At 72.8% G+C, this 22,246-nt stretch carries 19 protein-coding genes; 8 read left to right on the top strand and 11 right to left on the bottom strand.

Features of this window, described 5'->3' with window-relative positions; translation table 11 throughout:
• Positions 1–103 precede the first annotated feature (103 nt).
• Positions 104–2,200, top strand: coding sequence for a TPM domain-containing protein (locus OHS33_RS23705; RefSeq protein WP_443065464.1), 2,097 nt, complete (start codon positions 104–106; stop codon positions 2,198–2,200).
• 43 nt (positions 2,201–2,243) lie between these two features.
• Entirely contained in the window at positions 2,244–2,969 is a 726-nt protein-coding gene (locus OHS33_RS23700) for a PspA/IM30 family protein (protein ID WP_330332416.1), read from the top strand.
• 205 nt (positions 2,970–3,174) lie between these two features.
• On the opposite strand, the gene OHS33_RS23695 is transcribed toward OHS33_RS23700, so the two are convergent.
• The 7 genes from OHS33_RS23695 to OHS33_RS23665 all read right to left on the bottom strand — a co-directional run bounded on the left by OHS33_RS23695 (position 3,175) and on the right by OHS33_RS23665 (position 11,272).
• Positions 3,175–5,805, bottom strand: coding sequence for a SpoIIE family protein phosphatase (locus OHS33_RS23695; protein ID WP_443065342.1), 2,631 nt, complete (start codon positions 5,803–5,805; stop codon positions 3,175–3,177).
• Positions 5,806–5,954: 149 nt separating this feature from the next.
• A complete protein-coding gene (locus OHS33_RS23690) occupies positions 5,955–6,383 on the bottom strand; it encodes an ATP-binding protein (RefSeq protein WP_330335170.1) in 429 nt (142 codons plus the stop codon).
• Between the two features lie 191 nt (positions 6,384–6,574).
• The gene (locus tag OHS33_RS23685; RefSeq protein WP_330332415.1) at positions 6,575–6,991 is read right to left on the bottom strand and encodes a (deoxy)nucleoside triphosphate pyrophosphohydrolase; all 417 of its coding nucleotides are present in this window, start codon (positions 6,989–6,991) and stop codon (positions 6,575–6,577) included.
• Positions 6,992–7,018: 27 nt separating this feature from the next.
• Positions 7,019–7,210: an SPOR domain-containing protein gene (locus OHS33_RS23680; protein WP_330332414.1), complete on the bottom strand. Its 192-nt coding sequence runs from the start codon at positions 7,208–7,210 to the stop codon at positions 7,019–7,021.
• Between the two features lie 160 nt (positions 7,211–7,370).
• Positions 7,371–9,080, bottom strand: a complete 1,710-nt coding sequence (locus OHS33_RS23675) for a purine-cytosine permease family protein (RefSeq protein WP_330332413.1) — start codon at positions 9,078–9,080, stop codon at positions 7,371–7,373.
• A 122-nt stretch (positions 9,081–9,202) separates the two neighbouring features.
• Complete coding sequence (locus tag OHS33_RS23670; RefSeq protein ID WP_330332412.1) at positions 9,203–9,955, bottom strand: GntR family transcriptional regulator; 753 nt, start codon at positions 9,953–9,955, stop codon at positions 9,203–9,205.
• 123 nt (positions 9,956–10,078) lie between these two features.
• Positions 10,079–11,272, bottom strand: coding sequence for a DUF4190 domain-containing protein (locus tag OHS33_RS23665; RefSeq protein WP_330332411.1), 1,194 nt, complete (start codon positions 11,270–11,272; stop codon positions 10,079–10,081).
• 208 nt (positions 11,273–11,480) lie between these two features.
• Here OHS33_RS23665 and OHS33_RS23660 point away from each other — a divergent pair, with 208 nt between their 5' ends.
• Together OHS33_RS23660 and OHS33_RS23655 are read left to right on the top strand one after the other, a co-directional pair.
• Positions 11,481–12,611 (top strand): pyridoxal-phosphate dependent enzyme, encoded by a 1,131-nt coding sequence (locus OHS33_RS23660; RefSeq protein ID WP_330332410.1) that lies wholly within the window; start codon positions 11,481–11,483, stop codon positions 12,609–12,611.
• 109 nt (positions 12,612–12,720) lie between these two features.
• The gene (locus tag OHS33_RS23655) at positions 12,721–13,539 is read left to right on the top strand and encodes an isocitrate lyase/PEP mutase family protein (protein ID WP_330332409.1); all 819 of its coding nucleotides are present in this window, start codon (positions 12,721–12,723) and stop codon (positions 13,537–13,539) included.
• Between the two features lie 53 nt (positions 13,540–13,592).
• Here the strand turns inward: OHS33_RS23655 and OHS33_RS23650 are convergent, their stop codons facing one another.
• From OHS33_RS23650 to OHS33_RS23635, 4 genes are all read right to left on the bottom strand, one after another.
• Positions 13,593–14,375, bottom strand: coding sequence for a trypsin-like serine peptidase (locus OHS33_RS23650; protein ID WP_330332408.1), 783 nt, complete (start codon positions 14,373–14,375; stop codon positions 13,593–13,595).
• 8 nt (positions 14,376–14,383) lie between these two features.
• On the bottom strand, positions 14,384–15,601 hold the full coding sequence (locus tag OHS33_RS23645; RefSeq protein ID WP_330332407.1) for an alpha/beta hydrolase: 1,218 nt from the start codon (positions 15,599–15,601) through the stop codon (positions 14,384–14,386).
• 163 nt (positions 15,602–15,764) lie between these two features.
• The gene (locus OHS33_RS23640) at positions 15,765–16,937 is read right to left on the bottom strand and encodes an alpha/beta hydrolase (RefSeq protein ID WP_330332406.1); all 1,173 of its coding nucleotides are present in this window, start codon (positions 16,935–16,937) and stop codon (positions 15,765–15,767) included.
• 149 nt (positions 16,938–17,086) lie between these two features.
• Positions 17,087–17,524: a MarR family winged helix-turn-helix transcriptional regulator gene (locus tag OHS33_RS23635; protein ID WP_330332405.1), complete on the bottom strand. Its 438-nt coding sequence runs from the start codon at positions 17,522–17,524 to the stop codon at positions 17,087–17,089.
• A gap of 114 nt (positions 17,525–17,638) precedes the next feature.
• On the opposite strand from OHS33_RS23635, the gene OHS33_RS23630 reads away from it, so the two are divergent.
• From OHS33_RS23630 to OHS33_RS23615, 4 genes are all read left to right on the top strand, one after another.
• On the top strand, positions 17,639–18,646 hold the full coding sequence (locus OHS33_RS23630) for an SMP-30/gluconolactonase/LRE family protein (protein ID WP_330332404.1): 1,008 nt from the start codon (positions 17,639–17,641) through the stop codon (positions 18,644–18,646).
• A gap of 129 nt (positions 18,647–18,775) precedes the next feature.
• The gene (locus tag OHS33_RS23625) at positions 18,776–18,967 is read left to right on the top strand and encodes an SflA family class IV lanthipeptide (protein WP_330332403.1); all 192 of its coding nucleotides are present in this window, start codon (positions 18,776–18,778) and stop codon (positions 18,965–18,967) included.
• On the top strand, positions 18,922–21,492 hold the full coding sequence (gene lanL, locus OHS33_RS23620; protein ID WP_330332402.1) for a class IV lanthionine synthetase LanL: 2,571 nt from the start codon (positions 18,922–18,924) through the stop codon (positions 21,490–21,492). The genes OHS33_RS23625 and lanL overlap by 46 nt, the downstream gene beginning before the upstream one ends.
• Before the next feature lie 85 nt (positions 21,493–21,577).
• Positions 21,578–22,159 carry a Uma2 family endonuclease gene (locus OHS33_RS23615; RefSeq protein WP_330332401.1) on the top strand — a complete coding sequence of 194 codons (582 nt, stop codon included), beginning with the start codon at positions 21,578–21,580 and terminating at the stop codon, positions 22,157–22,159.
• The last annotated feature ends 87 nt before the right edge of the window (positions 22,160–22,246 follow it).

Raw genomic sequence — 22,246 nt, 5'->3', positions numbered from 1 at the left:
CGGGCTCGGGGTGCGGGGGGATCGAACCCCCCATAACCTCCCAAATGTGATCCCGCTGAGAGTCAGGCCGAGAAGCAGGACGAAGACGAGCGCCACCGCCCGGATACCCCTGCGGGCCACCCTCGCCCTGGCCGCCGCGCTGCTCGCGCTCGGCGTCCAGGGCGCGGCCGGGGCCCCGGCCGCCCGGGCCGACGATCCCGTCACCCTGTCGCAGCAGGGCCAGATCACCGACCGGGTCGGCGCCCTGGGCGACCGCGAGCCCGCCGTGGCCGCCGCCCTCGACAAGCTGTACACCGACCGGCGCATCCAGCTGTTCGTGGCGTACGTGCGCGACTTCTCCGGCCGCTCCGCCCAGAGCTGGGCCGATGCCACCGCGCAGCGCAGCGGCCTCGGGCAGAACGACGTCCTGCTCGCGGTGGCGACCGGGGCCCGGCAGTACGCGTATTCGGCCGACGTCGACTCCGGCTTCACCAAGGAACAGCTCGCGGCCGTCGCCCGCAGCGCCATCGAGCCCGCCCTGAAGGAGAACGACTGGGCGGGCGCGGCGATCGGCGCGGCCAACGGCTACGACGCCGTGCTCGCCGGGCGGCCGGTACCGGTCCCGGCGATCACCCCGGGCATCGCGGATCCCGGCGGGGACAAGGCCGACGCCGAGAACGGGGTGGGCGACTTCGTGCTCCCCGTGGTCGCGGTCGGCGCCGCGGGCGCGCTCGGCGTGTACGCCTACAGCCGCCGCAAGCGCAAGGGACCGGCCGGCCGCGGTACGACCGTCAGCTCGGGCTGGGGCGACCAGGGCCCGCCCCGGCTGCCGCTCGCCGAACTCGACGCCAAGGCCAAGGCCCTGCTGGTGGAGACCGACGACGCGGTCCGCACCAGCACCGAGGAACTCGGCTTCGCCTCGGCCCAGTTCGGCGAGGCGGCCGTGGGCCCCTTCACCGAGGCCCTGGCCTACGCCAAGGACGAGCTGACGCACGCCTTCCGGCTGCGCCAGCAGCTCGACGACGCCTATCCCGAGGACGACGCGACCCGGCGCCGGATGCTGGACGAGATCGTGGCCCGCTGCACGGAGGCCAGCAGGCGCCTGGACGCCGAATCGGCCGACTTCGACCGGCTGCGCGCGCTGGAGAAGAACGCCCCGCAGGCGCTGGAGACCGTACAGGCGCACTTCCGCGCGCTGACCGGCCGGACCACGACGGCGCAGGCCACCCTGACCGCGCTGGCCCAGCGGTACGCCGACTCCGCGTCCGCGCCCGTGGCCTCCAACGCCGAACAGGCCCAGGACCGGCTGCTGTTCGCCACCACCAGCCTCGGCGAGGCGCGCGCGGCCGTGGACGGCGGGGACAACGGCAAGGCGGCCGTGCACGTACGGGCCGCCGAGGGGGCCGTCGACCAGGCGGCCACCCTGGTGGACGCGGTGGAGCGGCGCGCGCAGGAGCTGGCGGAGGCGGCGGGCAAACTGACCGGCGCCCTGAACGAGACCGAGACCGACCTCGCCGACGCCCGCGGGCTGCTGACCGGGACCGCGGAAGGGGTCTCCACGGCGGACCTGCGCGGCCGGATCGGGCGGGCGGAGTCCGTACTGGCCGACGTACGGGCGGAGCAGGGCGCGGGCCGGTACGACCCGATCGACGCCCTGCGCCGGATCGAGGAGGCCGACGCGGCCCTGGACGAGGCGCTCGCCGGAGCCCGGGAACGCGAAACGGGCCGCCAGCGGGCCGCGGCCCTGCTGGACCAGGCCCTGCTGTCGGCCCGCAGCGCGATCGGCGCGGCCGCGGACTACATCACCACCAGCCGCGGGGCCGTCGGCAGCCAGGCCCGCACCCGGCTGGCGGAGGCGCAGCGGCACCTGGAGCGGTCGGTGTCGGTGACCACTTCGGACCCGGCGGCCGCGCTGGCGGAGGCACAGCAGGCGGACTCCCTCGCCCGGCAGGCGCAGCAGCTCGCGGAGGCGGACGTACGCGCCTACCAGGACCCGTACGGAGGCGGCGGCCGCCGCTCGCAGCAGGGCGGCATGGGCGGCGCGGTGCTGGGCGGGATCATCCTCGGCGAGATCCTCGGCGGCGGCCGGGGCGGCCGGGGCGGCGGCTACGGCGGCTTCGGCGGAGGCGGCGGGGGCGGGGGCGGGGGCTTCGGCGGCGGCCCGGGTTCCTTCGGCGGCGGCGGCACCCGGGGCCGCATGGGCGGCGGCGGCCGCTTCTGACCCACTCGTCCACCCCACCCCTTCCCACCAGGAGCAGACACCCATGAGCAAGCAGACCATCCTCGGCCGCGTCACCCAGCTCGCGAAGGCGAACATCAACGCCCTGCTGGACCAGGCGGAAGACCCGCAGAAGATGCTGGACCAGCTGATCCGGGACTACACGAACAACATCTCCGAGGCGGAGCAGGCGGTCGCCACCACGATCGGCAACCTGCGGATGCTGGAGGCGGACCACACGGAGGACGTGGACGCCGCCGCCGAATGGGGGACCAAGGCCCTCGCGGCGAGCCGGAAGGCCGACGAACTGCGCACGGAGGGCACTCCGGGCACGGCGGCGGACGCGGACAAGTTCGACAACCTGGCGAAGGTCGCGCTGGGCCGCCAGATGCAGTCGGAGAAGGAGGCGAAGACGGCGGAGCCGACGATCGCCGCCCAGACGGAGGTCGTGGAGAAGCTCAAGGCCGGTCTGACCTCGATGAAGACGAAGCTGACGGAACTCCAGGCGAAGCGGGACGAGCTGGTGGCGCGCGCGAAGACGGCCCAGGCGCAGAACACGATGATGGACGCGGTGAAGAACATCGACGTGATGGACCCGACGAGCGACCTGGCCCGCTTCGAGGACAAGGTCCGCCGCGAGGAGGCGATGGCCCTGGGCAAGCAGGAACTGGCCGCCTCCACCCTGGACGCCCAGTTCGAAGCCCTGGACGACCTCGGCAAGCAATCGGAAATCGAAGCCCGCCTGGCCGCGCTGAAAGTGGGCGCGTCCTAGCCCCAGGCCGGCCAAACCCAGCCCCGCCGGCGTTTGAGGCGCGGGGTCTGGGGCGGAGCCCCAGTGGGCGACCTGCGGCGGCGCCGCTTCTCAGGGCTCCGCCCCGAACCCCGCGCCTCAAACGCCGGCGAGGCTGGAAGTGCCGACGAGGCTGAGGGTGCCGGCGAGGCTGAAATGGGCCCGGCGAGGCTGGAGATGCCCGGGCCTACCCGTACATGCTCAGCAGCTGCTCCGCCGACAGCTCGGCGACGGCCTCCCCCGCCACCCCCGGCAACGGCAGCTCGAACCACACCGTCTTCCCCCGGTGGGTCCGCCGCGTCCCCCACCCGGCCGACAGCAGTCCGACCAGTTGCAGTCCGCGCCCGCCCTCGTCCGTGTCCCGCGCCCGCCGCCGCCGCGGCTGGACCAGGTTCCCGTCCCAGACCTCGCACACCAGCGTCCGGTCCAGCAGCAGCCGCAGCCTGATCTCGCCCTCCCCGTACCGCAGCGCGTTCGTGACCAGCTCGCTCACCAGCAGTTCCGTCGTGTCGAGCAGGCCCTCCAGGCCCCAGGCGGGCAGCTTGGCCCGGGCCAGTTCCCGGGCCCGGCCCACGGACCGGGCCTCGCGCGGCAGTTGCCAGTCGCCGACCGCGTCGACCGGCAGGCCCTGGACGCGGGCCATCAGCAGCGCGATGTCGTCCTCGCCGTGCCGCGTGTGCAGCGTGGCGAGCACGTGGTCGCAGACGTCCTCCAGCGGCCGGACCGGATCGGCCAGCGCCTCCCGCAGCCCGCGCAGGCCCTCCTCCAGCGGGTGGTCGCGCGATTCGACGAGGCCGTCCGTATACAGGGCGAGCAGTGCCCCTTCGGGGAGTTCCACCTCGACCTCCTCGAAGGGTTCGCCGCCGACCCCGAGCGGCATGCCGGGCGGCACCTCCAGCAGCAGGGCGGGCCGGGGCGGGCCCCCGGGTTCGGCGGGTTCGACCAGGACGGGCGGCATGTGGCCCGCGTTGGCTATGGTGCAGCGCCTGGTCACCGGGTCGTAGACGGCGTAGACGCAGGTCGCGAGGTAGACCTCGGAGAGGTCGGCGTCCCGGGACTGCAGGGCCGCCCGCGAGGACTGCTGGGAGCCGCCGGGGGTGCCCAGGCCCCGGGCGACCTCGTCCAGGGCCGTGAGCACTTCCGCCGGTTCCAGGTCGAGCAGGGCCAGGGTCCGTACGGCGGTGCGCAGTTCACCCATGGCGACGGCGGCCCGCAGGCCGCGGCCCATCACGTCGCCGACGACGAGCGCGGTGCGGTGGCCGGGCAGTTCGATGACGTCGAACCAGTCGCCGCCGACCTCGGTCGCCGCGTTGCCGGGCAGGTAGCGGCAGGCGATGTCGAGGCCCGCCGCGGCCGGGTCGCCGGGGGGCAGCAGGCTGCGCTGGAGTATCAGCGCGCGTTCGTGTTCGCGCCGGTAGAGCCGCGCGTTGTCGATGCAGACGGCGGCCCGCGCGGCGAGTTCGACGGCGACGGCCCGGTCGCGCTCGCCGAAGGGCTCGCTGCCCTTCGTACGGGAGAACTGGGCCAGGCCGACCACCGTGTCGTGGGCGACGAGCGGGACGACGAGCGTGGACTGGATGAGGTCCTCGGGTCCGGCGCCCTCCAGCAGCCGGGGCCGGGCGGTGCGCAGGGCGAGGGTGCCGGGGGAGCCGGGCGGGTAGCGGTGGACCTCGCCCACGGAGACCAGCGCGGCGGGGCCGGGTCCGGAGAGCGGGGCGTCGGAGACGGCGGAGGCGAAGGCGACCCGGCGCAGGGGTGCGGAGGGTGCGCGTCCGGGGCCGCCGCCGGGGAGCGAGGGGACCCCGGGGCCGTGCGGCCGGGCGGGGCGGTCGCGGTCGTCGTCGCCGAGCAGCAGCCCTTGGTAGAGGTCGACGGCGGCCAGGTCGCAGAAGCCGGGGACGGTGACGTCGAGGAGTTCGCGGGCGGTGGTCTCCAGGTCGAGGGAGTTCCCGATCCGGTGGCCCGCCTCGTTGAGGAGGGCGAGGTTGCGGCGTACGCCCGCGGCTTCGCGGGCGGCGAGGTGGCGGCGGGTGACGTCGGTGCCGAGGCCCGCGACGCCGATGGGCTGCCCGTTGCCGCCGTGCACCCGGTAGAGGTTGATGGACCAGTGGCGGTTGTCGCGGCTGCCGGGGGCGGCGCCGGTGATGCGCAGGTCGGTGACCGATTCGCCGGTTTCCAGGACGCGGCGCAGGGCCTCGCTCATCCGGTCGGCCTCGTGCGGGGGCAGGTAGTCGTGGACGGTGCGGCCGCGGTGTTCCTCGACGCCGCCGCCGAAGACGGTGGCGAAGCGGCGGTTGGCGCGCTGCACGGTGAGGTCCGTACCAAAGAGCAGGAAGCCGAAGGGAGATTGACCGAATATCGCCTGCGAGGCCGCCAGATCGGATTCGATCCGGTGCAGCGCGCGTACGTCGACCACGACGCAGAGCGCGGCCCGTTCGGCGGTCGCGGTCTCGGTGGGCATCACATAGATCTCGGCCACGCCGTGTGCGCCGTCACCATCGGGGATGCGGAAGGGGATCAGGCCGGTCCACTCCTTGCCATCGAGGATCTCGGCGACTCTGCGGTGCGCGCCGGGGCGCAGTTCCGGGGGCATGAAGGCGTCGACCGGATCGCGCCCCACCGCTTCGGCGGCGGTCAGCCCGAAGAGTTCCTCGGCGCGCAGACTCCACTGGTCGATGAGACCGTCGGGCCCGATCGAGAAGGATGCGACCTTTATGTAGTCATATATCGAGCCAGGCGGGCTGCTGTGCCACAGGGAGTCATGCCATGCCTCCCCTGTCACATGGGCCTGATGTGCCTGCGCAGGTATTTCGCTCACGCGACCGTCCCCTCCAGCTCACCGCAACCGGACCGGCCATGTCCGCAGTATTCAGCACCACGGGCACGCTCGGCACGGCGTTCACGATCACAGCACGGTCTCGTTCGTTTCGAGCCACGCCAGGTGATCGTCAGAGACCCTTCACCTTGTTACTCACCAGGTAGGGCCAATTCGAACCACACTGTCTTGCCCGACTTCCCATGCCGGGTGCCCCACCGCTGTGCCGAGACGGCCACCAGGTGCAGGCCGCGGCCGCCTTCGTCGTCGGGGTCGGCGACCCGCTCGCGCGGCGGATCCGGAAGCGGATCGGAAACTTCCACGAGCAGCGCCGGGCCCGTGTGGGGATGGTCGGTGGCGGAATCGCGCCGTACCAATCGGACCCCGATCGGGCCGGAGGCGTACCGCAGCGAGTTGGTGACCAGCTCGCTGACCAGCAGCACGGTGACGTCGCCGACGGACTCCAGGCCCCAGGACCGGAGCTTGCCGCGCACGGCGTGGCGGGCGGTGCGGACGGCGCCGGGCTCGGCAGGGAAGTCCCATTCGGCACATTCACCATCTGTGTCGATCACGCCGATCACTTCCCGGGCCAGCAGCGGACCCCAGTCCGGTTCGTCAGCGACGAGGAGGGACGAGATAGGGACTAATAGCGACATACCCGATATTCGCGGCGTCGTACCATCCGACCCCCCAGGCACCGGCGCACTGTGGTGCACCTGGCCTACACCGTGAGCCGTACGCGCCCCCGCGCTCCCGCGCCGACCCGACCGGCCTACGCTCCCGTGACCGCCGCCGCCGCCGCGCGCAGCCGGCGGCCGGCCTCGGCCACGGCCGGGCGGTCCTGGTCGAGCCAGTCCACCGTGTCCAGCTCGTCCGGTCCGAGCCAGCGCAGCTCGTCGTGGTCCTCCAGCGGCGCGGGCTCGCCGGAGAGCAGCCGCGCGGTCCACACGTGCAGCACCAGGCCGGGCTTCAGGGGCCACTCCCCCGGGATCCGCTCCAGGGCTTCGCTCTCCACGCCCAGTTCTTCGCGCAGTTCCCGCACCAGGGCCTCGGGGACGGACTCACCCGGTTCGGCCTTCCCGCCCGGCAGCTCCCAGCGGCCGGCCAGCTCGGGCGGGGCACTGCGCCGGGCGGCCAGCAGGCGCCCGTCATGACAAAGGGCTCCGCCCACGACCACGCGTTCAGTCATGGGGCGGAGCCTATGTCAGTTCAACTCTCAGTTCATCGTGGTGGCGCTCTGCCCGATCCGCTCGACCCAGTAGAGCTGCTTGTGTCCACGGTCGTCGAGGCTGTCGACGACCTTCTGGGCCTCGGCGCGCGTGGGGTAACGGCCCACCCGGTAGCGGTTGCCGTTGTCGTCCTGCCGTATGACCAGCCATGGGAGCAGGGCACCGCCGCCGTCGTTCATCGCGCTTCACCCTCCGCCGATGTACCCGCCCAGGAAACCGCATTGCGCATATGCCCGAGCCTACGCCCGACCTTTACTCAGCGGATACGGTTTTTCACGAAGAGGTACCTCGCAGGCGTACTCATCCGGCCATGTGTGCGAGTGCGCCGTGCGCGCCGGTTCAGGACCGGCGCACCGTCGGCATCGGCAGCACCACCGCGCCCCCGGCCCCGGCCGCCCCGCCCGCGCCCTTGCGGCAGACGTCTCCGCAGGTGGCGTCGAGCGAGCAGCAGAGCGAGCAGATCGGCCCCGCCTGGACGGGGCAGTCGGCGATGTCGGGGAGTTCGTACGCGCTCTCGCAGACCCCGCAGGTGTGGGTGGCGGTGATGTCCGCGACCACGACGCCCGGCCCGGTCAGGGTGTTAGGCCTGGCCAGGTAGTACTTCCCCTTGGTCGCCCAGGCGATCAGCGGGCACAGCGCGAGGGCGAGGAAGGCCGCGATGAAGGTGGAGAAGGCCTCGGCGTACGTCCCGAACAGCCCGAAGAAGGCCAGGATCGAGACGGTGGAGGCGATCACCATCGCGCCGAACCCGGCCGGGTTGACGGCGTAGAGGTAGGCGCGCTTGAACTCGATGTACGGCGGGCTCAGTCCGAGCCGCTTGTTGATGACCAGGTCGGCGGCGACGGCCGCGATCCAGGCGATCCCGACGTTCGAGTAGAAGCCCAGCAGCTTGCCGAGCATCGCGAACATGTCGAGTTCCATCAGCGTCAGCGCGATGGCGAGGTTGAGGAAGATGTACCAGACCCGGCCGGGGTGCCGGTGGGTGAGCCGGGAGAAGAAGTTCGACCAGGACAGCGAGCCGCTGTAGGCGTTGGTGACGTTGATCTTCACCTGGGACACGATGACGAAGAGCGCGGCGGCGGGCAGCGCGAGGCCGCCGAGCCAGGGGCGCAGCGCCTCGATCTGCGGGGCGATCGGTTCCAGGGCGTGGGTCTTGCCCACCGCTTCGAGGGCGGCGAAGGCGAGGAGGGCCCCGCCGAGCTGCTTCGCCGCGCCGATGACCACCCAGCCGGGCCCGGCGGCGAGCACGGCGAGCTTCCAGCGGCGGCTGGTGGCGGGCGTCCTGGCGGGCATGAACCGCAGGTAGTCGGCCTGTTCGCCGATCTGTGCGATGAGGGACAGGGCGATTCCGGTACCGAATCCGAAGCCGATCCAGGAGAAGCCGGACCCAGCGCCCTCCGTCCCGCCGAAGTGCGTGAACGCGCCGAACACGCCGGGGTCCTCGAAGCCGAGCACGAGGAACGGCAGCACCAGGCCGATCAGCCAGACGGGCTGGGTCCAGGCCTGCACCTTGGTGAGCGCGCCCATCCCGCGGAAGACGATGGGGATGACGATCAGGGTGGTGAGGAGGTAGCCGATCTGCAGCGGCAGCCCGAAGGCCTGGTGCATGGCCTGGGCCATGATCGAGCCTTCGAGGGCGAAGAAGATGAACGTGAACGACGCGTAGATCAGGGACGTGAGCGTGGACCCGAAGTAGCCGAAGCCCGCGCCCCGGGTGACCAGGTCCATGTCCAATCCGTACGTCGCGCACGCGCGGGCGATCGGGATGCCGGTGAGGAAGATGACCGTGGCCGCGGTCAGGATCGCGGCGAGCCCGCTGGTGAAACCGTAGGCGAAGACGATGGAGGCGCCGATCGCGAAGTCGGCGAGGTAGGCGATGCCGCCGAGGGCCGTCCCGGCGACGGTGGCGGGAGCCCAACGGCGGTAGGAGTGCGGCGCGTACCGCAGGGAGAAGTCCTCGCGGCTCTCGTCGGCGGCGAGCCGGGCGTAGCGGCGCGTCGGCTCCGGGGACCCGGGGGTGGTGGCGGGTGTGGTGGCGGTGTCCGTCATGCGCGCCGAGGCTAGGCCGTCCGCGTGACGGCCCGCCGCCTCACGGCATTGCCCCGGGGTTACGCCCCGGGCCCCCACGTGACCACGGGGTTACGCCGTCCCACGCAGGCCTGGGGAGTGCCTCAGCGCACCGGGAGGTGGTAGGCCAGCCGGTAGCGGTCGGCCGGTACCACCACGTCCGCCGTCTCCACGGCCCGGCCCGAGGCGAAGTACGTCCGCCCGATCACCAGCACCACGTGCCCCGGGACTCCGCCCAGCGCCAGGATCTCCTCCGCCAGCCCCGGCCGGGCGCCGACCTCCTCCACCACGTTGTCCACGACGACATCGATGGCGGCCATCCGGTCCACGACCCCGCTCCCGCCCAGCGGCCCCTCCTCGGGCAGCATCACCGGAGTCCGGCCGGTCACGGCCAGCGGCTCCCACGAGGTGGAGAGCATCATCGCCTCGCCCGCGTCGCGGAACACATAGCGCGTGCGCATCACCCGGTCGCCGGGCTCGATGCCCAGCCGCTTGGCGACCTCGGCCGGTGCCCCGGTCTGCTCGCTGCTGGATTCCCAGGTGCCGCGGCTGCCCGTGTCCGCCTGTTCCTGCCGGAAGGGGGTCGAGGCCCCGGCCGTGCGGTACCCGGCCCGGGCCACCCGGCGCGGCACCGGCTGCTCCCGTACGTAGGTCCCCGAACCGGAGCGGCCCTCGACCAGCCCCTCCGCCATGAGGACCTTGCGGGCCTCCAGGGCGACCGTGTCGGAGACTCCGTACTCCTCGCGGATCCGGGCCTGCGAGGGGAGCCGCGCGTGCGGGGGCAGGGACCCGTCGACGATCTTCCGTCGCAGGTCGCCGGCGACGCGAAGATAGGCCGGCTGCTCACCGAAAGTCACTAGCCACTCCCATCAGGTTGACAGACAGCTACAGCCTGGCAACCCACGGTTGTACACCGCAAGCAAGGGCCAAAGTTTCACTCGAAGTGATGAAGCCAGGTCACCAAAACCCGTTACCGTGCGTTACACCGACTGCGACCCGGAGCCCTGGCCGTCGAGCCAGCCCGTGTCCGAACCATCCGAGTCCTCCAGCCAGGACGGCACCTTCGTCGCCAGCCCCAGCGCCCCGCGCAGCCCCCGTTCCGTGTCGACCGAGGTCGCGTCCACCGCCCGGCTCCACGCCGCGCGGAAGTCCTCCGGCCGCTGCGCCCGCGCCGCCGTCTGCCAGTGCGTACGGGCCGCCTCGACCTCCTTCAGCAGCGCTTCGGCCGGCGCGCCCGCGGCGGACTCGCGCAGCGCCGCCGCCTCGGCGGCCATCGCCGGTTCCACCTTGGCCGCCCACGCCCGGTACTCGGGCAGCGAGGTCTTCAGCTCGGTCACCGGCGCGGCCGTCAGCGCGGAGTCCAGCCGGTTCGCCGCGCTCAGGAAGGTCACCTGGCCGGGCGTCAGCATCGTCGCGTCCCGCTTCAGGCTCCCCCGCTGCTCGCCCTCCGTGGTGCCGAGCACGCACAGCACGGTGCGGCGGCCCCCGTCCCACTCGTCCGCGGTCGGCGCGAAGAAGTACATCTCCGCGAACTCCGGCAGCGCCCACGTGTCCATCGCGTACGCGTCCTGCGCCTGCCAGCACCGCTCCTCGGCCCGCCCGGCGAGCGCCTCGTCGCCCGGGAAGGCGCCCGGGTCCGCGAGGTAGGACGCGGTGATCTCGCCGTGGTGCGGACGGGTGCACGCCACCTTGAAGACGAACGGCGCCTCGGCGAGCAGGTCGGCGCCGGGCACGTTGAAGCAGTCCCCGGCCCGGACCTCCTCCAGGTCCACCGGATCGCCCTCCACCTCGCGGGCCGCGCCCGCACCGCCCGTACCGCCCGCGCCCTGCCCGGCCGCCCGGGCCAGCCGCTCGCCGACCGGACCCACGGCTTCCACGGCGACCAGGGCCAGCGCCCCGGACATCAGCACGGACACCGCCAGCCCGGCGACCGCCAGGCCCTTGCCGCGCTCCCCGCGCGCGGAGATCTGGACCAGGGCCACGATCCCGAAGACCACCCCGAGCGGCGGGAAGCAGAGCAGGCCCACCAGCAGCGAGGCCAGGGCGAAGCCGTTGAGCAGCTGCGGCCCGCCGGGGGCCGGGGCGCCCGGGAACCCGTACCCGTAGGCGGGCCCCGACGGCGGGGCGGCCCACGGATCGTGCGGCGGCGGCTGGGGCGGTGGCGGGGTACTCACGGCGTGAGCTGCTCCATCAGGCGGGGTGCGGGGTGCGGGCGGGGTGTGGCGAACGACTGCGCGAATAGTACGCAAGGGCAACGGTTCCCGGCCCGGTCGCCCCCGCGGCCCTTCCCCTGAGCCACCCCTCACATACGATCCGTCACGGAGACCGGCCCGGCGGCGGCGCACGAGCCCGCGTACGGGCCACGAAGCGGAGGCGCCCCGCATGACGCACGGAACGACGCACGGACTGCCCGGCTACGTCTGTCCCGACGACGGCGCCCGCGCCGACGTCCGCACCGCCCCCTGGTGCTGCCCCGTCTGTGCGGGCCCCTGGGACCTCGACTTCACCCCGGACCCGCCGAAGGCCCCGGATCCCGGAGCCGCGCCGAACTCGCTGTGGCGCTACGGGCCCGCGCTGCCGCTGCCGGGAGCGCCCGCGGTGACCCTCGGCGAGGGCCGCACCCCCCTGGTCCCGCTGACCGGGCGGATCTCCGCCAAACTCGACTTCCTGATGCCGACCCTGTCGTTCAAGGACCGGGGTGCGGTGATGCTCGCCGAGCTGGCGCGCCGCCTCGGTCCGCGCCGGGTGGTGGCCGACAGCAGCGGCAACGCCGGGACCTCGGTCGCGGCCTACTGCGCGCGGGCCGGACTCGCCTGCGAGGTCTTCGTACCGGAGGGCACCTCGGAGAAGAAGACCGAACAGATGCGGGCGCACGGCGCGCGGGTCCGGGTGGTGCCGGGCGGGCGCGAGGCGGCGGCCCGGGCCGCGCGGGCCGCGGCCGACGAGCCGGGCGTCTTCTACGCGAGCCACGTCTTCAACCCGTACTTCCTGCACGGCACGAAGACCTATGTGTACGAGCTGTGGGAGGAGCTGGGCGGCGAGCTGCCCGAGGTGCTGGTGGTGCCCGTGGGCAACGGCACGCTGCTGCTCGGCGCGGCGCTGGCCGCCCGGGAACTGGCGCGCGCGGGCGTACGGGCCCCCGCGCTCATCGCCGTCCAGGCGGCGGCCATGGCTCCGCTGGCGCGGGCCTTCGCCGCCGGGGAGCGCGAACCGGCGGGCCCGGCCCCGGAGCCGGCGGCGACGCTGGCCGAGGGGATCGCGATCCCGGCCCCGCCACGGGCCCGGCAGATCCTGGCGGCGGTACGGGAGTCGGGCGGCACCTTCCTCACGGTGACCGAGGACCGGCTCCGCGCGGCCCAGCGGGACCTGGCGGCGCGGGGGCTGTTCGTCGAGCCGACCGGTGTGGCGTGCTGGGCCGCCGTCGGCCCGGACGCGCCCGGCGACCCCCTCGCGGGCCGCTCGGCCGTGGTCCCCCTCTGCGGCGCGGGGGCGAAGACGGGGCTGGCTCCCTAGCGACGAGCGGGGCCGGAGGACGCCCCGCCCCCGGCGCCCATGGCTCCGGTCTCCGCAGATGTCCGATTATCGCCAGCCCCCGGCCACCCCCTTCTGATGAAATGCCCGCATGACCAAGACAGTTGACCTTTCCCGCGTCCACGCCTTCCACGCACTGCACACCCCCGCGGCCCCCCTCGCCCTCGCCAACGCCTGGGACGTCGCGAGCGCCCGGCTCGTCGAGGCCGCCGGGTCCAAGGCCGTCGCCACCACCAGCGCCGGTGTCGCCTGGTCCCTCGGTTCCCCCGACGGGGACTCCCTGGCCCGGGACCGGGCCCTCGACCTGATCGCCCGCGTGGTGGGCGCGGTGGACGTCCCGGTGACCGCCGACATCGAGGGCGGCTTCGGCGCCGACGCCGCCGGGGTCGGCGAGACCGTCACCGGGGTACTGGCCGCCGGAGCCGTCGGGGTCAACATCGAGGACAGCGTCCGGGACCCGGCCGAGCAGGCCGAGCGCCTCGCCGCCGCCCGCGCGGCCGCGGATGCCCTCGGGGTCCCGCTCTACATCAACGCCCGGGTGGACACCTACCTCTTCGGCCTCGGCGAGCCCGGTCCGGCCCGCCTGGAGGAGACCCTGACCCGCGCCGCCGCCTACCTGGAGGCCGGGGCCAGCGGCGTCTTCGTGCCCGGGGTGTACGACCCGGCGACCGTGACCGAGCTGGCCCGCGGGATCGACGCCCCGCTGAACGTCCTGGTCGGGCCCGACGCGCCGGACGTCGCCGCGCTGGGCGCCCTGGGCGTGGCCCGGGTCAGCCTCGGCTCGTGGGTCGCGGAGGCCGCGTACGCCGTGGTCCGGCGCGCGACCGAGGAGCTGCTCGCGGGCGGCACGTACGGCGCGCTCTCCGGGTCCCTGTCCTACGGCGAGGTGAACTCCCTGTTCAAGGGCTGACCGGCCGAGGGTGCACGAGGGGGCCGCGAACGGGCGGCCGCGCGCGGGACCGGTCAGCCGCGCGCGGCCTGTTCGTACAGGGCCTTCGCCCGCCCGTCGAAGAGCGCGGCCGTGGAGTCCACGTCCGTGTCCCCGCCGCTGAGCACCGCGATGATCCGGCCCGGCGAGCCGGGGCCGCCCCGGTCGGCGATCCAGGGGCTGCCGCTGGTGCCCGTCCAGAAGCCCGCGCAGCTGATGTAGAGCATGTTCGGGTCGTCGGAGTCGTGCGTGGTCTGGGTGGTGCAGGAGACCGGCTTGTTCTTCGGGTTGAACGCCGAGTCCGGATAGCCGACCACGGTGACGTCGCGCTCGTAGCCGGAGGCCCAGTCGGGGGTCGGGGCCTCACCGTGGCCCACCGCCTGCTGGACGGTGTGGCCGCTCTTGTCGGGCTCGATGGTCAGGAAGGCGAAGTCGGCGGTGTCGTCGCCCCACTTCGTCCAGCGCTCGTCCACATGGATGGCGCTGACCTTCCAGCGGCCCAGTGGCTGCGAGCCGCTGCCCTCGCCGGTGAAGGCGGGGGCGAACGACAGCTCGCCGATGGCGAGCCCGTCGTGGGCCACCTCGCCGGGCGAGCCGTCCTCACCGGCCGGGGCCACGCAGTGCGCGGCGGTGGCGACGACATTGCCCTTGGGGCTGTCGACCACGCTGGCCGTGCACCAGTGCTCGCCGTTCGCCATGAGCACGCCGACGGTGGGGAAGGGCATCGCCTCGGGCTTGTCGGCGCTCGCCGAGTCGAAGACCGCCACGGCGACGACCGCCGCGAGCCCCGCGGCCGCGACGGACGCGCCCTTCACCACCGGCCGCCTCATCGCGCGGCGGAGACGGGAGCGGGGGTCGTGGTGGGCTTCGTGGCGGGCTTCGTTCCAGGAGCCGCCGACGGGCTGGTCCCCGGGCTCGCCGACCCGCTCGGGCCGGGGGTCGGGGGCAGCAGTACTTTGCTGATCCACTCCAGCGAACCCTCCCTCATGCCACGGATGTAGGACTTCCCATTGTGCTCACCATCCTGGATCACTTGGAGGCGGGTGTGCACGGGGCCCCTGGTGTAATCCCGCATGAACTTCTCGGCCTTGTCCCGGCCGCTCTCCTTGGTGCCGATCTGGAAGTTGATGTAGACGTCGGGACCGCCCGCCGCGATCAGCTTCTCAGCCAGCTTCTCCGGGTTGTTCTCGTCCATCGCCTTGGTGTCCCCCTTCCACAGCGGGGAATCGGGCACGAAGTCGACACCGCTGGCGATGACCGCCTTGAACCGCTCCGGGTACTTCAGGACGTGCTTGAAGGCACCGAAACCGCCGGAGGAGGACCCCATGAAGGCCCAGCCGTCACGGGAGGTGAAGGTGCGGAAATTGGCCTTCACGAAATCCGGCACGTCATCGGCCATCCAGGTGCCCATCCTGGGCTCTCCCGGGATGTCCGAGCCGTCGAAGTGGTGCTTCGTGTCGGCGTTGATCACCGGCATGACCAGGAGGAAGGGCAGGCTCCGGCCCGACTTCGCCCCGTCGGTCACGGCCTGCTGGAGGCCGAGACCGGGTCCGGTGCCCCAGTAGTTGGTGGGGTAGCCGCGGCCGCCGGGCAGCGCGATCAGCACCGGGAAGGCGCTCTTGTCGTAGCGCGGGTCGTTGTACTCCTTCGGCGCCCACACCCACACGTCACCCGTGAAGCCCGACTTCTTCCCGGCCAGGGTGGTCTTGCCGATCTCGGTCCCGTCGGGGAGCCGGCTGGTGCGCTGGAAGACCGCCTTGGGGCCGGTGGGCATCCGTACGCCGTTCCGCGCGCCCGTGCCGGCGCTGACGTCGGTGGCTTCGCTCGCGGTGTCCTGGACCTGGCCGAAGGACATCGGGTGGCCTATGTCGGAGAAGAGCCCGAAGCCGTACGCCGCCGCGCCGCCCCCGGCGGTGAGGGCCAGGGCGAGCGCGCCGCCGATCAGACGGCGGCGGCCGCGCCGCGGCGGCTTCTTCGCCGGGTGCTGCCGGTCGTGCTGCTGGTCGTGGTCCTGGTCGTGGTCCTGGTCGTGGTCATGCTGCACGGAAGCGTCCCGATTCCTTTCCGGCGCCCGCGGCGGAGGCGGGCAGGACCGTTTGGTCCCCCTTACACCCCTATGAGAGGGATGAACGGCGGGTCGGGTTGCCTGGGGCGCGTGTGACGTGCATCAGCCGCGCGTGCCGTGGATCAGCCGCGCGTGCCGCGCATCAGCCCTCGGCGGGCTTGGGGCCCTTCATCGCCTTGCTGATCCACTCCAGCGAGCCTTCCTTCATGCCGCGCACGTAGTGCCAGCCGTTGTGCTCGCCGTTCTGGATGTCCCGGATGGTGACCTTGATCGGACCCTTGCCGAACTCGGTCTGGAACTTCTCCATCCGGGCCCGGTCCTTCTCCTTGGTCCCGAGCTGGAAGTTGACGTAGACCTCGGGGCCCTTGGCGTCGATCAGCTTCTGGGCGAGCTTGCGGGGGTTGTTCTCGTCCATCAGCGCGGTGTCCCCCTTCCACAGCGGGGAATCGGGAACGATCTCGCCACCGCTGGCGATCACGGCCTTGAACCGGTCCGGATGCTGGAGCACCTGCTTGAGGCCGACGAAGGCACCGGAGGAGGAGCCCATGAAGGCCCAGCCGTCGCGGGACTTGTAGGTACGGAAGTTGGCCCGGGCGAAGTCCGGGACGTCATCGGCGATCCAGGTGCCCATCTTGGGCTGGCCCGGGATGTCGGAGCCGTCGTAGTAGTTCTTCTCGTCCGGGTTCAGCACCGGCATGATCAGCACGAACGGCAGGCTGGTGCCCGCCTCGACGCCTTCGCTGATGGCCTTCTGGAGGCCGAGGCTGCGGTCGGACCAGTAGTTGTTCGGGAAGCCGTTGCCGCCGGGGAGCGCGATCATCACCGGGAAGGCGCTCTTCGCGTACTTCGGGTCGTCGTACTCCTTCGGCGCCCACACCCACACGTCACCCGTGAAGCCGGACTTCGCCCCGGTCAGCCGGGTCTTGGCTATCTTCGTGCCGTCGTCGAGGCTGCCGGTCTGCTTGAACTCCGCCTTCGGGCCGGTCGGCAGCTGCACGTCCGGGTCACCGCTGGGCTTCGCCGACTGGCCGCCGCCGGGGGCGGCACCGCCGCCCGTGGCCGGGGCCGGGGCCGGGGCCGAGGCCGGCGCCTTGCCGAAGCTCACCGGGTCGCCGTCGCCGGAGAACCAGTCCAGCTTCCAGGCCGCGAAGCCGCCGCCGCCCGCCACCAGTACGACGGCGAGGGCCGCGCTGATCCACACCGCGCGCCGGGACCGCTCGCGCGGCTTGCGCCGGCCGGAACGGCCGGGCCCGCCCGGGCCGCCCGGGCCGCCGGGCTGGGGCGGCGGGGTCTGCGGGTACTCGTGCACGGACATCGCTCCGAACGGTCATGACTGCCCTTACCGGGCAGAACGGCTTGACTCCCTCGCCTTTCCTGATGACCGAATCGCCCAAGAGGTTTCAAGTTCAGGCAAAAAAATGACCTGAATCTCGCCAAGTCGCCGCGCGGCTGACACCGATCCGGTCAGCGCTCCTGGTCCAGCAGGGCCGCGCACCGCCCGAGCAGCGCGATCAGCTGCTCCCGCTCCGCCGCGCTGAACTCCGCGGCGAGCTTGCGCTCCACCCGCACCGCGGCGGCGTCGGCCACGGCGACCACCGCCCGCCCCTCGTCCGTCAGCCGGGTCTCCAGGACGTTGCGGTGCCACTCGTGCGGGCTCCGCTCGATCAGCCCGCGCTCCTGGAGGTTCTTCAGCACGGTGTTCATGGTCGGCGGCGTCACCCCGCACAGCCGCGCGAGCGCCGCGGCGGAGATGCCGGGGTTCTCGGCCAGCCAGAGCAGGGCGGAGTACTGCGGAACCGTTACTCCGGCGGGCTTCAGCACGGCGTGCTTCGTCGCGAGCAGGGACTGTTCGGCCCGCTTGATGTGGGAGCCGATGCGCTCGCCCGGGGGCATGGAGGTCATGTCGGCATCCTACGACCCTTGCCAATCATTAGACCTCTAACATATGTTCATGCCTACATGACAAGAACTGCCTACACGACAAGAATCGCCCTGACACACGGAAGGCCACACACCATGAAGCTCACCCACCTGCCCCTGGCCACGCTGACCGTGGCGGCCGCCGTGCTGGCCACGCTCACGACCACCGCCCCGGCGGCCCAGGCCGACTCCCCTTCCCCTTCCCAGGAACGCACCCGCGTCACGACGGCGTTCGACCTGCCGGGCGCCAAGGTCTATCCGGAAGGCATCGCCGCGGACGCGCGTACCGGCGCGGTCTACGTCGGCTCGTACGCGGACGGCACCGTCTACCGCGCCCGCCCCGGACAGCGCACCGCCGAGGTCTTCCTGCCCGCGGGCACCGACGGCCGCCACACGGCGAACGGCCTGCGCGTCGACGACCGCGGCCGCCTGTGGGTGACGGACTCCACCGCCGGGGTCGCCGTCTACGACACGCGTACGGGGGCCCGGCTGGCCCACTTCGAGACCGGCGGCACCGGCCCGTCCTTCATCAACGACCTGACCATCACCCCGGACGGCACCGCCTACCTGACGGACAGCGTCCGCGCCGTGATCCACCGCGTCACCCCGGCCCAGCTCGCCGCGGGCACCGGCACCCTGGAAACGGCGTACGACCTGAACTCCGCCCTGGCCCCCCGGCCCGCGGGCACCTTCACCCTGAACGGGATCGCCTCCGACCGCGCGGGCCGCTACCTGCTGACCGTCGACATGGCGGCGGGCGACCTCTACCGCGTCGACCTGCGCACCGGGGCCGTACGCCGCGTCACCCTCGACGGTCCGGCCCTGACGCACGCCGACGGCCTGGACCTCGCCCCCGACGGCACCCTGCGGGTGGCCCAGAACAGCGACAACACCCTGACGCGCTGGCAGGTCTCCGCCGACGGCACCCGGGCCCATCTGGAGCGGACCCTGACGGACCCGTCGCTGCAGATCCCCACCACCCTGGCCCACGTCCCGGGCCGCACCCTGGTGGTCCGCTCCCAGTTCGACAAGGGCGGACCCTTCGACCCCACGGGCAGCAGCACCCCGGCCAGCTTCACGATCGCCTCGGTCCGCGGGTTCTGACGGTGCCGCGGAGCCTGCGCTTTTGACCCTGTCCGGCCGGACAGGGCCTCCTTACCTTCGGGGAATCAGGCCCATGCCTGACGGCACGTACGACAGGACGACACGAACGACACGACACGGAGGCACCACATGCCCACAGCCACAGCCGCACGCACGGCCGCTCCGAAGCTCGACGAGTTCCTCGACGCGGGCCCGCTGCTGATCGATGACGAGATGATCGCCTTCGAGGACGACGACCGCAGCGACCGCGAGCACACCGCCTGTCTCGCCGACCCGTGGGTGACCGCCACCACCCGCTTCGCCTGCGACAACAACTCCTAGCGGTGACCGGGTCCATCGTCGGCCGGCGCGGATGGTCCGATGACACGTGGTCGTACCTGAACGACCCGCGCATGCCGGCGATGGACCACGGCTGGAAGCTGCACGTTTCCGCCCGTCCCGGCGAACTCGACGCCGTGGTCGCCCTGGTCCTTCCGGTGCTGCGACGGCACGTGTGCCACGCGAAGTTCGCCAAGAATCCGCAGACCCTGCGCACTATCAACTCCGGGACCGCCGGCCCCGGAATCGTCGGCAAGGCGATCACGGTCTACCCCGGCCCCGGCCCCGGCGTCCTCGCCGCCCTCGCCGCGGAACTCGTGACCGTCCTGCGCGGCCGGGAGGGACCACGGGTCGTCAGCGACCGGCGGGTCGACCCGGACGCCCCCGTCTACTACCGCTACGGACCCTTCACCGGCGACTACCGGACCGGGCGCGGCGGACGGCTTGAATCGGTCATGACCGGACCGGACGGGCAGCTCTTCGACGGGCTGGCGAGCGGCGCGTACCGCTGCCCGCCCTGGGCCCAGGACCCCTTCGCGCCGGACCCGGAACCACGGCGAAAGGGTCCTCGGCCCGCCTTCGGCGTGGGCGGCGGCCGCTACACGCTCACGGCCGGAATCGTCCGCAAGCCCCAGGGGAACGTCTACCGCGCCCTCGACCGGGCATCCGGACGGCTCGTGGTGATCAAGCAGGCGCGTGCCTTCGTATCCGAGGAAGCCGGCGGTACGGACACCCGCGACCGGCTGCGCAACGAGCGCGCGGTCCTCGCCGCGCTCGGCTCCGTCGCGGGCGTACCGCGCGGGCTGGACTACTTCCGGCACGAACCCGACGAGTACCTGGTGATGACCGACTGCGGCGACCGGAACCTGCGCCGGCAGGTCCAGGACCACGGCCCGTACCCGGCGCGCGCCCTCACGGACCTGGCCACCCGCCTCCTCCGCATCATCGACGAGATCCACACCCACTCCGTGGTGATCCGCGACCTCAAACCCGACAACGTGGTCCTGGACCCCGAGGGCCGGTGCTTCCTGATCGACTTCGGGACCAGCGAACGCGACGGCACCGGCCCGGGCGGCGCGACCCCCGGCTACAGCGCCCCGGTCCTGCGCGCGAGCGGACCGGCCCGGCCCGCCGACGACCACTACGCTCTGGGCGCCACCCTGTACTTCGCCGCCACCGGCCTGGACCCGGTGATCATCGACCCCGACCCCGCGGTCAACCGGGAGCGGACCCTCGACGCCCTGTCATGGGTCCTCCCGGACCCCGGCCACCACGGGATCCGGTCCATGATCAGCGGCCTGATGAGCCTGGACGCGACCGTACGGACGTCCACCGCGAGCCACCTCCGCACGGGCACCCCCGCCATCTCCCGCCCACGCCCCCGCCCCGGCCCCGGCCCTCGCCTGGAGGCGGACCGCCTCCGGGAGATCACCGACCACACCCTCACGTTCTGCGTGGCCGAAGCGCAGCGCATCATCGACCCGGTGCGCGCCGCCCGCCTCAGCGTCCCGACGCCGATCGACGTCTACGGCGGCACCTCCGGCCTCGGCCTGGAACTCCTCCACCACCTGCACCGCCCGGACGTGCGCGAGACCGTCACCGCCCTGGCCCAGTGGACCGCCGCACAGCCCCGGTCCAAGAACATGTCACCGGGCTTCTACTCGGGCCACACGGGCGTGGAACTGTTCCTGACCCAGGCGAACACACCCCACACGCCCCACCCGGCCGTCCCCCACCCCCTCCTCCCGTCCCGCACCCCGGACGGGGGTCCTCCGGAAGCCGACCTGATCGAGGGCGCGGCCGGCATCGGCCTCGGCCACCTCCTCCTGGCCCGGCACACCGGGGATGCGGCCCACCTCGCCGCGGCCGCCGAGTGCGCCCGCCTGCTGACCTCCGGCGAGGCCCGGCTGACGGCCACGGCATCCGCCTCCCCCGGCAATGCCGCCCTCGACCAAGGCATCGCCCACGGCGAGGCGGGCGTCGCGTACTTCCTCCTGGAACACGGGGCCACGACGGGCGACCCGCACACCATCGCCCGTTCCCGGCAGGCCTGCGCCCGCCTCGCCTCCCTCACCCCGGGCATCATCGCGGCGGCGAGCACCCCGGCGGCGACCCGCCGCTACGCCTCCTGGTGCCGCGGCCTCGCAGGCATCGGCACGGTCCTCGTCCGAGCCGCCACCCGCCTGAACGAACCCGCGTACCTCACCCTCGCCCAGCAGGCGGCCCGCACCTGCTCCACCCTCGCCCCCCGCATGCCCTTGACCGGCCAGTGCTGCGGCCTGTCGGGCGTGGGCGACTTCCTCCTGGACGTGGCAACCGCCTCCCACTCGGAAGAGTTCCACGAAGCGGCGATCCGGACCGCCCTGATCACCCTGACCCGCACCGGCGGCCCCGCCACCCGCCCCACCTTCCCGGACACCACCCTCACCACCGCCACCGCCACCTGGTCCACCGGCTCCGCAGGCGCCCTCTCCCACCTCCGCCGCCTCCACACCCCCCACTCCCCCCGCCTGGGCCTCCTCGACTGAGGGCACCATGCCGCCGAAACGATCCGGCCGGGACCGTTGGACCGTTGGCACTCCGGCCTGAGCCGCGGGCCGCTACCGTGAAGCCATGACCGCACTGCCCGACTGGATGCGCCCGCCGCGCGCGGAAGGCTGGTTCGCGGAGGACCTCGACCGCCTCCCCGAGGCGCCCCGCCACACCGAGCTGATCGATGGAGCCCTCGTCTTCATGATGTCGCCCCAGCGGTGGTGGCACGGCCACCTCGTCACCATGCTCACGGTCGCACTCATGGAGCAGGTACCCGCCGACAGCAGAGTCGGCCGCGAGATGACCATCAAGCTCGACCCGCGCAACCGCCCCGAGCCCGACCTCCTGGTGACAACGGCCGCGTACGACGACGACCGGACCTGGTTCGCCCCCGAGGAGGTCCGACTCGTCGTCGAGGTCGTCTCCCCCGAGTCCGCCCACCGCGACCGCACGGTCAAGCTCCGCAAGTACGCAGAAGCCGGGATCCCGCACTACTGGTGCATCGAGGACGAGGACGGCGCGCCCGTGGTCCACGTCTACGAGCTGGACAAACCGACCAGCTCCTACGCGCCCGCCGGCATCTTCCGCGGCACCCTCAAGCGCCCGGTCCCCTTCGAAATCACCCTCGACCTCGACAAGCTCACCCCGCCCCGAAGCAGCTGAAAGGTCAGCACCAAGTCAGCACGGGAATGCAGATGGGGCCGGACTCGACAGCGTCCGGCCCCATCTGACCCGCATGTTTGCCATGTC

Source organism: Streptomyces sp. NBC_00536 (genome assembly GCF_036346295.1).
Classification (GTDB): domain Bacteria; phylum Actinomycetota; class Actinomycetes; order Streptomycetales; family Streptomycetaceae; genus Streptomyces.
The sequence above is the reverse complement of the archived record's forward strand: the minus strand, read 5'-3'. Positions and strand labels throughout refer to the sequence as shown.

Excerpts from the sequence above, each read along its gene's own strand:
- OHS33_RS23700 (WP_330332416.1), top strand. The coding sequence starts at position 2,244 with ATGAGCAAGCAGACCATCCTCGGCCGCGTCACCCAGCTCGCGAAGGCG.
- OHS33_RS23685 (WP_330332415.1), bottom strand. The coding sequence starts at position 6,991 with ATGACTGAACGCGTGGTCGTGGGCGGAGCCCTTTGTCATGACGGGCGC.
- OHS33_RS23680 (WP_330332414.1), bottom strand. The coding sequence starts at position 7,210 with ATGAACGACGGCGGCGGTGCCCTGCTCCCATGGCTGGTCATACGGCAG.
- OHS33_RS23675 (WP_330332413.1), bottom strand. The coding sequence starts at position 9,080 with ATGACGGACACCGCCACCACACCCGCCACCACCCCCGGGTCCCCGGAG.
- OHS33_RS23660 (WP_330332410.1), top strand. The coding sequence starts at position 11,481 with ATGACGCACGGAACGACGCACGGACTGCCCGGCTACGTCTGTCCCGAC.
- OHS33_RS23655 (WP_330332409.1), top strand. The coding sequence starts at position 12,721 with ATGACCAAGACAGTTGACCTTTCCCGCGTCCACGCCTTCCACGCACTG.
- OHS33_RS23640 (WP_330332406.1), bottom strand. The coding sequence starts at position 16,937 with ATGTCCGTGCACGAGTACCCGCAGACCCCGCCGCCCCAGCCCGGCGGC.
- OHS33_RS23635 (WP_330332405.1), bottom strand. The coding sequence starts at position 17,524 with ATGACCTCCATGCCCCCGGGCGAGCGCATCGGCTCCCACATCAAGCGG.
- OHS33_RS23630 (WP_330332404.1), top strand. The coding sequence starts at position 17,639 with ATGAAGCTCACCCACCTGCCCCTGGCCACGCTGACCGTGGCGGCCGCC.
- OHS33_RS23625 (WP_330332403.1), top strand. The coding sequence starts at position 18,776 with ATGCCCACAGCCACAGCCGCACGCACGGCCGCTCCGAAGCTCGACGAG.
- OHS33_RS23615 (WP_330332401.1), top strand. The coding sequence starts at position 21,578 with ATGACCGCACTGCCCGACTGGATGCGCCCGCCGCGCGCGGAAGGCTGG.